Below are 13,095 nucleotides of genomic sequence, written 5' to 3' on the forward strand. Positions count from 1 at the left end.
GACCACATCATGAACGCCATCGCCGACATGCCCTCTTCTGCGTCTACTGTCGCGCAGTCTCAGCGCGGCGCACCGTTGATCGAGGTGCGCGATCTGCGCAAACGCTTCGGCGAAGTCGAAGTGCTGCGCGGTGTCGATCTCCAGATTGCGCGCTCGGAAGTGGTGTGCATCATCGGTCCTTCGGGCTCGGGAAAAAGCACGCTGCTGCGCTGCCTCGCCGCGCTCGAAACCTACGATCACGGGGACGTGCGCATCGAAGGTGAACTGCTCGGCTACAGCGAGCGCAACGGCAAGCGTGTGCGCGCGTCGCAAGCGGACATCAACCGCGTGCGGCGCAACGTCGGCATGGTGTTTCAGCAGTTCAATTTATGGCCGCACATGACGGCGCTCGGCAACGTGATGGAAGCACTATTGCGAGTGCAGCGCCTGTCGCACAACGAAGCGCGCCGCCGCGCGAATACGATGCTGGAAACCGTGGGCCTTTCGCACAAAGGCGACGCGTATCCGGCGAAGCTTTCGGGCGGTCAGCAGCAGCGCGTGGCAATCGCACGCGCGCTCGCGATGGAGCCGCATATCATGCTCTTCGACGAGCCCACGTCCGCGCTCGATCCCGAACTGGTCGGCGAGGTACTGCAAGTGATGAAGCAACTCGCACGCGACGGCATGACGATGGCGGTCGTCACGCACGAAATGGGTTTTGCCGCGCAGGTCGCGGACAAAGTCGTGTTCATCGACGAAGGACGCATCGCCGTGCAGGGCAAACCGCGCGAGGTCTTTCACGACGCCGGGCAACCGCGCTTGCGGCAGTTCCTGCAAAACTACTTCGACCGCAACGCTTTCTGGGCGCGCGGCCCCGACGACGCCGACGCTGAAGCGCTATGAGCGCGCGCACTGCGCCAAGCGCGTTGCGCGAACCGTGAAAAGGGGCCGCCGATGTCCGCCATGCTTCGCAGCAAGCGTCACCATGCCGATGAGCGGCCGCTAGCCGACGCGGCTAAAAATGCGCGCGCCGCCGAACATGCGCCGGCTGCGCGCTACGAACAGGTCAAGCATCACATTCGCGGCATCATCGAATCGGGCGCGCGTCAGGCCGGCGAACGTCTTCCTTCCGAACTCGATCTCGTCGCGACGCTCGGCGTGTCGCGCATGACGGTGAATCGCGCGCTGCGCGAACTCGCGCACGAAGGGCTCGTCACTCGCGTATCGGGCGTGGGCACCTTCGTCGCACAAGCGAGGCCGCAATCCACGCTGCTGATGATCGCGCATATCGGCGACGAAATTCGTTCACGCGGACACGAATACAGCTACCGTACCGTGCTTTTGCAACGCGAGACCGCATCCGCCGTGGTATCGAATGCGTTAGGCCTCGCGCCTGGCGCTTCGGTGTTTCATGTGATTTGCGTGCATCGCGAGAACGGTCTGCCGGTGCAGTTGGAGGATCGCTACGTGAACCCGATCATCGCGCCGGATTTTCTGCAACAGGATTTCTCGGCGATCAGGCCGTCGGAATATCTATATGAAACGGTGCCCGCGCACGACGTCGAACATATTGTCGACGCCGGGCTGCCCACTCCCGCGGAAGCGGAACTGCTCGACATTCGCGCGGAAGAACCGTGCCTCACGCTCGTGCGCCGCACATGGACGAGCGGCGTGGCCGTCACCTTCGCGCGATTCGTGCACCCTGGATCCCGTTACCGGCTCGGCTGCCGCTTCTCGCCGGATATGTCGCAACGGCAAGGCTGACGCGATGCAGCTTATAGCGCCGCTTGCCGGCTAGACATTCCCCGCCAGATGAAAGCGCGACGCCGGGTGCCACAACTGCACGGACGTCGCGACATCGTCGCCGACCCACGTACGACGCCACAGCAACAGACACGGCTCGCCGATCTCCATCGACAGATGACGCCGCACATACGCGTCCGGCTTTTGCGCGTAGATGCGGAATTCCGCGCGCTGAATCGGCGCGAGCCGCACCATGTAGTGATTGGGCGTCTCGACGCTGAAGTCCTGTTGCAGATATTCGGGGAACACCTTCGGATTGACGTAGCGGTCCTCGTACTGGATCGGCTCGCCCTCCTCGCTATGGACGATGCACGAGTGAAACGCCGGGCCGCTCGTAAGGCCGAGCGCTTCGAGCGCGTGCGGATCGTCGCTCGGTTCGAGCGTCAGCACGCGCGCCGCATGACGATGACCGCGCGCGGCGATTTCGTCGGCGATGTTGCGGATTTCCAGCACGGTCGATTCATAACGCTGCGGCGCGACGAACGTGCCTGAACCTTGCACGCGCGTCAGCACGCGTTCGGCGGTCAACTCGCGCAGCGCGCGCGACACGGTCATACGCGCGACGCCAAACTCTTTCACCAGTTCGGTTTCGGAAGGGATCAACCCGCCCGGCTTCCAGTCGCCCTCGCTGATGCGCCGGATCACATAACGCTTGATCTGTTCGTAGGCGGGCATGGCTTTCGCCGGGGTCTCCTTGCAAGCGGCGCGCTGAGAAGTGCCGCCGCTGTGCGCGCCTGGCTGCGCCGGCTGCCGGCCTTCTTTCTGATTATTCGTGACTGTGTTCACTCCGACCTCGTGAGTGGGTTGGGGGTCGTAGCCGTCGTACCGCTTGTACGTCCGCACGACGTCTCTGGCGCGCCGGCGGGTAAGCCCGCGCGCCAGCGGTTTTTGTCTCAGGCGACGCGTGCTGCGTTCCGTGGGCTGTTCATGCTGTTTATGTTGCTCCCGCTGTTCGCTGCCGCGGGAAATGTCGCCGCCGCGGCGAGGCTCGCAATCGATGCGCCCGCAACGAACTCCGCGCCCCCACCAGGTGTTATATGGCGCGGCCTCATCTTACCCGGACTCGGCAATGGCGGCGGCGCCTCGCCGGCGATCATGCGGAATGCGACGCTCATGTCGTCGGCGAGAGGACGGTCGTCGCGATAGGTCGGCACGATCTGCCGCACGCGTTGCCAGAGCGCCTCGGTATGCGGCGCACGCGGCGCGTCGGTGGCTTGCAGATCGTAGGCTTGCGCGGCGGCCAGCAATTCGATGGCGACGATGCGCCCCGCGTTGTCGACGATCTCCAGCGCCTTCAGCGCGGCAGGCGTTGCGTGGCACAGGTGGTCTTCCTGCAAGCCCGATGTGATGCCGCCGTCCAGACTCGCGGGCAACGCAAGGCGCCGGTTCTGCGCGACCAGCGAGGCCGCCGTGTACTGCGCGATCATGAAGCCTGAACACGTGCCGCCAGGCTCGGCGAGAAACGCGGGCAAGCCGCTCACGAGCGGATTAACGAGGCGATCGAGCCGCCGTTCCGCCATCGCGGCGACCTGGGCGATGGCGGTGGCGAGGCTGTCCATCGCGAGCGCAATGGATGCGCCCACCGCATGCGCCTGCGAATACACGCGCGGCGCTTCGGGCGTGCCGGCGACGATCGGGTTGTCGGTGATCGACGCGAGTTCGCGATTGACCACGTCGGCGGTCGCGGTCAGCACGTCGCGCGCCGCGCCGTGCACGTGAGGAATGGTGCGCATCGAAAGCGGGTCTTGCGTGCGCTGCCCGACCACCGCCGCCAGAATGCCGCTGTCGGCGAGCGCGGTGCGCATGCGTTCGCCTACCAGATTCAGACCGGGCGACACGCGCAACGCAAGCGAGTCTTCGTCGAATGCAACGAGCTGGCCGCGCAGATTCTCGAAGCTCATGGCCGCGACCACATCGGTCCAATCGAGCAGCCGCACCGCGCGTGCGAGCGCCAGCGCCGCCAGTCCCGTCACGCAAGGGGTACCGTTGACGAGGCTAAGCCCCTCTTTCGCTTCGAGCACGAGCGGCTCGCGGCCGAGCAGACGCAGTGCGTCGCGGCCCGTCAGACGCTCGCCGCGATAGCGCACATGACCCTCGCCGATGCACACGAGCGCGATATGCGCCATATGACTCAGATAACCGACCGAGCCGAACGCGGGCACTTCGGGCAAGCAATCGGCGTTGAGCAAGGCCACGAGTTGATCGGCCACTTCAAGGCGAATGCCCGAGTGTCCATGCGCGAAGTTGTTGACCGCGGCGGCCATGATCGCGCGCGTTTCAGCCACGCCGAGCGGCGCGCCGACGCCGACCGCGTGGCTCATCAGAATGTTGCGCGACAGCGTGCGCTGTTCGCTTGGCGACACGATCACGTCGCACAGCGCGCCGACTCCGGTGTTCACGCCATACGCGCGAATGCCGCGCTCGACGATCTGCTCGACGAGCATGCGCGCCGCCGCGATGCGCGCGCGGGCGTCGGCGGAAAGTTCGAGCGGTTCGCCGGCGGCGACCGCCGCCACCTGGGTCCAGTCGAGAGGACGATCGGAACGGATCACGGCCATGATGTTGCCTTGCGCGATAACTTACGTGTGTGATGCGGATGCCGATGCAGCGACGTGCCGACGATGCGCCGCTCAGTTCGTCGTGCGGTCGTGGTGACTCGACACGAATTGCCGCAAGCGCTCGGACTTGCAGTCGACGAATACTTCGTCGGGCGTACCGTCCGCTTCCACTTGCCCTTGATGCAGGAACATCACGCGGTTCGACACGTGACGCGCAAAACCCATTTCATGCGTGACGACCAGCATCGTGCGGCCTTCCTCGGCAAGCGAGCGCATCACGCGCAACACTTCGCCGACGAGTTCGGGATCGAGCGCCGAAGTCGGCTCGTCGAACAGCATGACCTTCGGATGCATGGCGAGCGCGCGCGCAATTGCGACGCGTTGTTGCTGGCCGCCCGACAGATGCGCCGGATAGTGGCCGCGCTTTTCCGCGAGACCGACTTTCGCAAGCAGCGCCTCAGCTTCTTCGACGGATTCCGCACGGCTGCGTTTGAGTACGCGCATCGGTCCTTCGATCAGGTTTTCGAGCACCGTCATATGCGACCAGAGATTGAAGTTCTGGAACACCATGCCGAGTTGCGAGCGCACGCGATCCACCTGGCGGCGGTCGCTCGGTTGCAGCTTGCCGTCGCCGCGGCGTTTCATTTTCAGTTCTTCGCCGGCGAGCGCGACTGAGCCGTCGTCCGGTGTTTCGAGCAGATTGAGGCAGCGCAGGAAGGTGCTTTTGCCCGAGCCGCTTGCGCCGAGAATCGAAATCACGTCGCCTTGATGAGCGTCGAGCGAAATGCCTTTGAGCACGTGATGATCGCCGAACGATTTATGAATGTTCTTGACCGACAGTGCAACGGGTGCCGTAGCGTTCATGGAGTTCTCCAGGTTCATCCGGAATGGCGGCGCTCAGGGCGCGGCGCGGCGTGCTTCAGTCGTGGCGGACACCGGGCGGCTCGGCACGGCAGACTTCGGCGCCGCCCGCAGATGTCGCGACAGACGCGTCTCAAGCATGCTGAGCGCGCGCACGATGACGAAGTTCAGGAACAGATAGATCAGCGCGGCGCAGATGAACACTTCCGTCGTGCGATACGTTTGCTGAATGATCTGCTGCGCGACGCCCGTCACTTCCCACACGGTGACGAGGCTCGCGAGAGCGGTCGATTTGACGAGCAGCACCGCTTCCGTCGAATACGCCGGCAAACACTGGCGTAATGCAATCGGGCCGATCACGCGGCGCAGCAGTGCGAAACCCGACAGGCCAATCGAATAACCCGCTTCGATCTGCCCGACGGGAACGGCCATCAGGCCGCCGCGAATGATCTCGGCGGTATAGCCCGCCGTGCACAGCGCAAGCGACAACACCGCGCACATATACGGCTCGCGCAGCACCGGCCACAGAAAGCTCTCGCGAATCACGCCGAACTGACCCATGCCGTAGTACACGAGGAACATCTGGATCAGGAGCGGCGAGCCGCGGAACACCAGAATATAAGCGCGTGCAAAACGATTCGGCAGCCAGTGCGGCGACACGCGCATCGTGACGATCGCGAGCGAGAGCAGTCCGCCGAGAACCAGCGAGCAGAAGAAAAGCCCGAGCGTGGTCGGCACGGCCGCGAGCAATTGCCGGATCGTGTCGAGCAGGAAGTCGAAGTCGAAATTCATAATGCGGCCGCCGTCAGTTGCGCGCGAAGTTGCGCTTGAAGGACCGGCCCACGCGCGCCTCGGCGCGGTTGAAGACCCGGTTCGAGATGCTGGTCATCAGCAGATACAGCGCGCCGCCCACCACGAAGAACGTGAAGTATTGATGCGTGGAGCCGGCCGCCACCTGACTCGTGCGCAGCAGTTCGGCGAGACCCGTCACCGAGATCAGCGCGGAGTCCTTCAGGCTCAGTTGCCACACATTGCCGATGCCCGGCAACGCGAAACGCAGCACTTGCGGAATGAGGATGCGGCGCGCCATGGTCAGCGTCGGCATGCCGATGGAACGCGCCGCTTCGAGTTCGCCGCGCGACACCGCGAGCACCGCCGAGCGATACACCTCGGCCTGGTACGCGCCGGAAATCATGCCGACAGCAAGCGCGCCGATGACGAACGGCGGCACGCCGACGAAGCCCTCGGCGCCGAACCACTGGCCGACAGTGGTCACGAGCGTGGAGCCGCCGAAATAGAACAGATAGATGACGAGCAGTTCGGGCACGCCGCGAAACACCGTCGTATAGGTTTCGCCGATCACGCGCAACACGCGAAGACGCGACAGCTTGGCCGCCGCGATCAGCGCACCGAACACGGCGCCGACCGCGAGCGCGGCCAGCGTGAGCGCGACGGTCATCAACGCCGCGAGCAGCAATACGCCGCCCCAGCCTTCCGGCCCGAAGCCGAGCATCTGTATCAGAGCCATTGCCTACCTCTCATTCATGACGGCCGATGCAACAGCCGCACGAAACAACTGCACGCACGAGTTCGCGCCCGCGCGTGCCGCATTCGTTCGACGCCTCGTGAATCAGGGCGTCACGTCGGTCTTGAACCACTTGGCGGAGAGCTTCTTGACGGTGCCGTCGGCGAGCGCCGCGCTGATCGCGGTGTCGAATTTCGCCTTCAGGTCGGCGTCCTGCTTGCGGAACGCGAGGCCTTCGCCCGGGCCCCAGATCGGGCCGCCGATCTTCGGACCGGCCATCGAAATCGACGCGGTTTCTTTCTTGTCGACGTTCGCCGCGTAATACGTGACGTCGTCGAACGATGCGTCGATGCGGCCGTTCGCCAGATCGAGATCGCGCTCGGGCGAGGTCTTGTACACGCGGATCGTGGCGATGTCCTTGAAGCCCTCGTTGATGAACTTCGTGTAGACGGTGCCGGACTGGATGCCGATCGTCTTGCCCTTCAACTGCTTGCGCAGCGCGTCGACAGTCGGCTGATCGGCTTTAGCATCGCCCGAGAGTTTGACGACGGCGGCGCCAGGCGGGGCCTTTGGCAGCACTTTGGTATCAGCGACGGCGAAGGTTGCGGGCGTGGCCGCATACGGCTTCGAGAACGCGATGATCTTTTCGCGCTCCGGCGTGATCGAGATGGCGTCCATCAGCACGTCGAACTTGCCTGCTTGCAGGCCCGGAATCATGCCGTCCCAGTCTTGCGCGACCAGGTTGCATTGCAGCTTGATGCGCTCGCAAAGATTGGCGACGAGTTCCGGTTCGAAGCCGCCGAGCTTGCCGCCGGGCAACGTCAGGTTCCACGGTGCGTAGCCGCCTTCGAGCGCGATCGTCACCGTCTTCCAGTCTTTGGCCTGCGCCGGTGCCGCGAAAATTGCCGCGGCGCCGAACACGGCGCCGATCAATGCTTTTGCTGCCGTCGTGCGTTTCACTTTCACGTCGAAACTCCTTGATAGGGGAACCGTCGAGCCGAATGTTTACTGCCGCTGAATTTGTATAGACAAGTCTGCACGAGTCAAAAAGCAGTCGCAAGGGGATTCATGCGAAATCGCGCGAATCATCGGGTAAGCCCCTAGGCGCCCTGACAGGACGGGGCTTCTACGGACATGATCGAAGAACGGCGAGCGCGCGGCGAGATTAATTCATGCTCGCGTGTGGTGCGTTTTGTCTAGACAGGTTCATGCGTGCGCCGCAAATGTGCGGCGGCTTTGCGCGTCTACCAGATGAGAGGAACGAAGCGAAAACGCACGCGCGTCATGTACTCCGTATAGCCGTCGAGTTGTTCGGCGAGCACACGCTCTTCGCGCACCGCGCGCCAGCCGAGCCCGATCGTCATGAGCGGAACGAACGCGAGACCCCACCATGAGCCGAGCAGCAACGGCGTGCCGACGAACAACAGCAGCGCCGCCGAATACATCGGATGACGCACGCGCGCATAGGGACCGCTGTCGATCACCTTGTGACCGCGGCTCGACTGGATCTTCACGACGGGCGCCGCATAGCTGTTCGCTTCGAACACGAAGCGGCACATGAAAATGCAAAGCGCCACGCAAAGCGAGCCGAGGCTCACCAGCGCGACGGGCAGCGGCGCGGACCAGTGAAAGCGCATCGCGTCGAGTCCCATCACGATCAGCCAGCCGCACCACACGCACGCCACGCCGATCATGAAGAGCCGGTCCCAGCGGCTTTGCTGTTGCTGCACGAACGGCGCGAGGCGCTCGGCGAGCAGGCCGGGATCATGGCGTGCGAGCCACACGCCGATCCACAAGCTCAATACGCCGAGTTCGATCAGATACCACCACGCCGCCGGCCACGCGAGCGTGCCGGCCGCGCCGAACAGCAGCACGCCCATGCCCGCGAGCCACAGCACGGTCTGGACGACGAGGCGCGCAATCATGGCATGGCCTTGTGCCGCGCTCACGCCGAATCGGCCCGAGTGCGCACGCGCTCGAAAATATCTGCGATGTCGATGTCGCCGACATTCAGACCGAAGCGCTCGCGCAAACAGGCCGCGAGTTCGTCCGCGCTCGCAAGGCGCTGGTCGCCGATCAGGCTGCCGTCTGCCGCGCGTTCGTTCACCTGGTCGTTGAGCAGCGTGAGCCGCGTCCCGGACAACACGCGGCATACGATCAGATTGCTCGCGAAGATCGCTTCCGGCGACGTCGACGTGTACCAGTTCGACGTTTCATAATCGATCCACTCGACCGGATGCAAGTCGAAGCGATACGCACGCGACCAGCTTTCATCGCGTGTCTGCACTTCGAGGTAGAGCGCGTCGCGCGACGCGTCCGCGAGCCGGAAGATGCCGAGGTCCGTGCGCTGCGCGAGACCCGGAGACAGCCGCGCGGCGACGTCAGCGTGACGCTGCCGAGACCCACGTCCGCGATCCATGCTTCGTTATCCAGATCGATACGCAGCACCATGTGCGTGCGCGGCGTCACCGCGTCGGGCTCGCGGCCCCACAGCACGCGCCCTATCAGCGGCGTCACGCGAAAGCCCAACTCCTGCAGCACATTCGCGAGCAGCGTGTTCTGTTCGAAGCAATAGCCGCCGCGATGATCGTCGACGAGTTTTGTTTCGACGGATTCGAGGTCGAGCTTCACCGCGCGGCGCGTGAGCGGATTCAGGTTTTCAAACGGAATGGCCCGTGGATGCAGACGGTGAATGGCCTGCAGCACCTCGAGCGTCGGCGCGCGCGGGCCCGCATAGCCGATGCGCGCGAAGTAGTTGTCGAAATTCAATGTGTGTGACATTGGTGATCCGTTCGTGGCTTATGGGGTGTTACTGCGCGCCTCACTGCGCGCTCATTGCCCGCCGAGCGCCGACCTCGCGATCGACGGCACGCTGATCCCCTGGCTCGACGCAAACTGTACCGCGGAACTGAGCGTGGACATCAGCGATTGCAATTGCCCCGGCGCCGACTGCGCGATATACGACGCGCTTTGCATCGTCTGCGGATTCATCCCGGCCTGCAACAGCGACGAAGGGTTCATCTGCCCGATGCTGCCGAGCCCCGACTGCATGCTCGAATACTGGGTCACGCCTTTGGCGAGCGACGATAACCCGTCGGTGAACGCCTGCTTGTTCACCGGCGTTTGCGATGCGCCGCTCGCACCGCCTGCGCGGCTCGCGAAAGCCTGCGTGAGCGTTTGCGACAGCGACTGCTGCGTGCTGCCGACCTGCGTCAACTGACTGACCGACGGCGTGCCACCACTGCTTAGCAAGCCGGCTGCCTGCTGCGCCTGGCCGGCCGCGCCGCTCAGACCCATCGCGGACGCAAGCGTGGACTGTCCGCTCAGCACTTGCTGGTTCGCGCCCACGTAGGTCTGCAACAACTGCGAGAGCCCGCCGGGAGATGCGGCGGCGCCGGCATCCGCGGAGCTGTCTCCGCCGCCAATGCCGAACTGCTTCAGATTCAGTTGTGCGTTCGCGGCGCCGCTTGCGAAAAGGCCAGCACTCGCCAGCAACGAAATCAGGAGGGTGCGCTTCTTCATCATGTAAGTCCTTGTAAGTGGGCTGCGGAAATCTCGTGCGGTTCGACAAACGCTGTCTCCGCGCGTTCGCGCGAATTCATCAATTTGTCAGCTTGCCGTGCGTCGGCCCGTCTCGTTGACGCACCCAGACTGCGTCGGTACGATCACGCCCATTCCGCAAGTCGCGCGAACCGATGCGTCGACTCACGCGTTAAACAGCCATTTAACCGCGCAAAAACACCCGGCAGTCGATAACAACATTAAAGGCTTTCGATGAAGCTCGCATCCTCCCTTCGACGCGTTGCGCTGCTGCGTGCAGGCCGTGAGTTCGCACGGTCGAGCGGCGCGGCCGGCCGGCGCCCGCGCCTTTTTTCGCTGCGCCATGCGGCGTTGTATGTGGCGCTCGCGTGGGCTTCCGTTTGCGGCGCGGCAATGGCGCAAACGAGTTCGGACACGGTGCGCGACGCAAGCGAAGCGAGCGGCGCGGATGCGAACAAAACGCCGGCCAACGAGACCGGTCTCTGGAACCGCGATCAGCTATTCGGCGACATGGGCGGCTTGCGCCCGTGGCTCGGCCAATACGGCGTGACGTTCGCGCTCACGGAAACGAGCGAACTGCTCGGCAACCTGCGCGGCGGACTGGCGCGCGGCGTCGCGTACGACGGCCTGACGACCGCGACCTTGCAACTCGACACCGAAAAAGCCTTCGGTCTGCCAGGCGGCCAGTTCAACGTCAGCGCATTGCAGATTCACGGCCGCAATCTCAGCACCGACAAGCTGGGCACTTTGAACACCGCGAGCGGCATCGAAGCGGATGCCAGCACGCGCCTGTGGGAGCTGTGGTATCAGCAGTCGTTCCTGAACAAACGCGTCGACGTGAAAATCGGTCAGCAGAGTATCGATCAGGAATTCATCTCCAGCACGTACTCGGCGCTATTCATCAACACGATGTTCGGGTGGCCCGCACTGCCCTCGTACGACATGCCGTCCGGCGGCCCCGCGTATCCGCTCGCGGCGCTCGGCGCGCGCGTGCGCGGACAGATCACGCCTTCGTTGACGGCGCTCGCCGGTGTGTTCGACGGCGATCCGCTCGGTAACAACCCGAATAACCGCAGCGGCACGAACTTCAATCTGCATAACGGGACGTTGTTCATCGGCGAGCTGCAGTATGCGATCAATCAACCGGCCGATAGCGACGCGGCTGCGGCGCCAGGCGCAGCGCCAGGCGCAACCCGAGGCGGTCTGCCGGGCACCTACAAGATCGGGCTCTGGTACAACAACGGCCCCTTCGCGGACCCGCGCTACGATAACAACGGTGTGTCACTCGCGAGTCCTGTGTCCACCGGCGTTGCGGCGAACCATCGCGGCGATTACAGCTTCTATGCGGTGGCCGACCAGACCATCTGGCGGCCTAATCCCGGCGAGGCACGCAGCCTCGGCGTATTCGCGCGCGTCATGGGCGCGCCGGGCGACCGCAACCTCGTGAGCCTCGCGGCGAATCTCGGCGTCGTGCTGAAAGCGCCGTTCGCGGGCCGCGACAACGATAGCGCGGGCCTTGCGCTGACGTATATCAAGATCGGCAGCCACACGCGCGGAATCGATCAGGATAACCTGGCATTTAGCGGCGGCCCGTACGGCGTGCGCACCAGCGAAACCGCGCTCGAAGCAACTTACCAGTATCAGATCGCTCCCTGGTGGATGCTGCAGGCGGATGCGCAATACACGTTCAACGCGGGCGCCGGGCAAAATCCGAACGATCCGACGAAGCCGCTGCGCAACACGTTCGTCGTGGGTGTGCGGACGAATATCGCGTTCTGATGTTTTTGATGTTGCCCGCGCCGCCGTTGTCCGCGCCGCCGCGCGCGTGAACGGCGCTGCGCCGTGTCACGAACAGCCGCCGCTTACGCGCGCGGCTGCGCGCGCAGCGACAGATCCTGCACCATCTGCGCCGCCAGATAATCGCAAGTCGGCCGGTCCGACTTCGCGCTGCGCGCCACCACGATTTCGAGCGGCTCGATGTGCGGCAAGCCTTGCGCTTCGCCGAGAATGGCGAGCCGCGACGGCACGCTGCAGCGCGTCAGCGCAACCACCGACAAACCCGCGTCCACGGTGGCGACCAGGCCCATCAGGCTCGCGCTGCTGAAGGCCGCGCGGTAGCGAATCCGCGCGCCGTCAAGCGCGGCCAGCGTATGCTGACGCGCCACGCAGCCTGGCTCGTATAAGCCGACCGGCAATGGCGACGCCGCCAGCACCGGGGTATCGACGGAAGCGCCCACCCACACCATCGGCTCGCTGCGCACGAATTCGCCGCGCAGCTTGCGGTCGCGCGTAACGAAGGCAAGGTCGATCTTGTTGTCCGCCAGCATCGGCGCGAGCGACGTGCTCTGCGCGCAGACAATTTCAATTTCGACGTGCGGGTACAGGTTCGAAAAGCGCCGTAATACCGGCGACAGCAGCGACGACACGTAATCGTCCGGCGCACCGAGCACCACGCGGCCGGTCACCTCGGGCCGCACGATCGCCGACCACGCTTCTTCATGCAACGCGAGCACGCGCCTCGCATATTCGAGCAGCGTATTGCCGGGCCGCGTCAGCGAAAGATTGCGCGTGTTGCGCGCGAAAAGCGTCGTGCCGAGCATGGTTTCGAGCCGCTTGATCTGCATGCTGACGGCGGCCTGCGAGCGATGCACGGTTGCCGATGCCTTCGTGAAGCTGCCGGTGTCCACCACTGCAACGAAGGTGCGCAGCAAATCGACGTCGAATTCCGGGTGCATGATTTATCAATGGCGCTTATGGAATTTCTCAATTTAATTCGTTTGTGCGTGGCCCGCAAGCGGCGCAATACTTCAATGCATCACCCAACGGAGA

General features: G+C 64.2%; 12 protein-coding genes and 1 pseudogene. 3 read left to right on the top strand and 10 right to left on the bottom strand.

The features are described from left to right. Positions 1–9 precede the first annotated feature (9 nt). Together CUJ91_RS25965 and hutC (CUJ91_RS25970) are read left to right on the top strand one after the other, a co-directional pair. Entirely contained in the window at positions 10–882 is an 873-nt protein-coding gene (locus CUJ91_RS25965) for an amino acid ABC transporter ATP-binding protein (RefSeq protein WP_114157496.1), read from the top strand. Between the two features lie 51 nt (positions 883–933). Then, complete coding sequence (gene hutC, locus CUJ91_RS25970) at positions 934–1,743, top strand: histidine utilization repressor (RefSeq protein WP_107710407.1); 810 nt, start codon at positions 934–936, stop codon at positions 1,741–1,743. Between the two features lie 30 nt (positions 1,744–1,773). On the opposite strand, the gene hutC (CUJ91_RS25975) is transcribed toward hutC (CUJ91_RS25970), so the two are convergent. The 9 genes and pseudogenes from hutC (CUJ91_RS25975) to CUJ91_RS26015 form a co-directional block, all read right to left on the bottom strand. Beyond that, positions 1,774–2,457, bottom strand: a complete 684-nt coding sequence (hutC, locus tag CUJ91_RS25975) for a histidine utilization repressor (RefSeq protein ID WP_029971790.1) — start codon at positions 2,455–2,457, stop codon at positions 1,774–1,776. Between the two features lie 218 nt (positions 2,458–2,675). Continuing rightward, positions 2,676–4,340, bottom strand: a complete 1,665-nt coding sequence (locus tag CUJ91_RS25980; protein WP_114157497.1) for an HAL/PAL/TAL family ammonia-lyase — start codon at positions 4,338–4,340, stop codon at positions 2,676–2,678. A 72-nt stretch (positions 4,341–4,412) separates the two neighbouring features. Then, on the bottom strand, positions 4,413–5,204 hold the full coding sequence (locus CUJ91_RS25985) for an ABC transporter ATP-binding protein (RefSeq protein ID WP_114157498.1): 792 nt from the start codon (positions 5,202–5,204) through the stop codon (positions 4,413–4,415). 33 nt (positions 5,205–5,237) lie between these two features. Continuing rightward, positions 5,238–5,993 carry an ABC transporter permease gene (locus CUJ91_RS25990; protein ID WP_114157499.1) on the bottom strand — a complete coding sequence of 252 codons (756 nt, stop codon included), beginning with the start codon at positions 5,991–5,993 and terminating at the stop codon, positions 5,238–5,240. Between the two features lie 13 nt (positions 5,994–6,006). Then, positions 6,007–6,729, bottom strand: a complete 723-nt coding sequence (locus tag CUJ91_RS25995) for an ABC transporter permease (RefSeq protein WP_006052367.1) — start codon at positions 6,727–6,729, stop codon at positions 6,007–6,009. A gap of 102 nt (positions 6,730–6,831) precedes the next feature. Further along, the gene (locus CUJ91_RS26000) at positions 6,832–7,692 is read right to left on the bottom strand and encodes a transporter substrate-binding domain-containing protein (protein ID WP_006052368.1); all 861 of its coding nucleotides are present in this window, start codon (positions 7,690–7,692) and stop codon (positions 6,832–6,834) included. Positions 7,693–7,970: 278 nt separating this feature from the next. Further along, the gene (locus tag CUJ91_RS26005; protein WP_114158061.1) at positions 7,971–8,651 is read right to left on the bottom strand and encodes a methyltransferase family protein; all 681 of its coding nucleotides are present in this window, start codon (positions 8,649–8,651) and stop codon (positions 7,971–7,973) included. Between the two features lie 20 nt (positions 8,652–8,671). Next, positions 8,672–9,507 (bottom strand): annotated as a pseudogene (locus CUJ91_RS26010) (arylamine N-acetyltransferase family protein). A 51-nt stretch (positions 9,508–9,558) separates the two neighbouring features. After that, the gene (locus tag CUJ91_RS26015; protein ID WP_029971796.1) at positions 9,559–10,248 is read right to left on the bottom strand and encodes a hypothetical protein; all 690 of its coding nucleotides are present in this window, start codon (positions 10,246–10,248) and stop codon (positions 9,559–9,561) included. A gap of 252 nt (positions 10,249–10,500) precedes the next feature. On the opposite strand from CUJ91_RS26015, the gene CUJ91_RS26020 reads away from it, so the two are divergent. After that, positions 10,501–12,045 carry a carbohydrate porin gene (locus CUJ91_RS26020; protein ID WP_114157500.1) on the top strand — a complete coding sequence of 515 codons (1,545 nt, stop codon included), beginning with the start codon at positions 10,501–10,503 and terminating at the stop codon, positions 12,043–12,045. Positions 12,046–12,128: 83 nt separating this feature from the next. Here CUJ91_RS26020 and CUJ91_RS26025 read toward each other — a convergent pair whose 3' ends face one another. Continuing rightward, positions 12,129–13,001 carry a LysR substrate-binding domain-containing protein gene (locus tag CUJ91_RS26025; RefSeq protein WP_029971801.1) on the bottom strand — a complete coding sequence of 291 codons (873 nt, stop codon included), beginning with the start codon at positions 12,999–13,001 and terminating at the stop codon, positions 12,129–12,131. Positions 13,002–13,095: the final 94 nt, after the last annotated feature.

This window comes from Paraburkholderia graminis, from assembly GCF_003330785.1.
Classification (GTDB): Bacteria; Pseudomonadota; Gammaproteobacteria; order Burkholderiales; family Burkholderiaceae; genus Paraburkholderia; species Paraburkholderia graminis.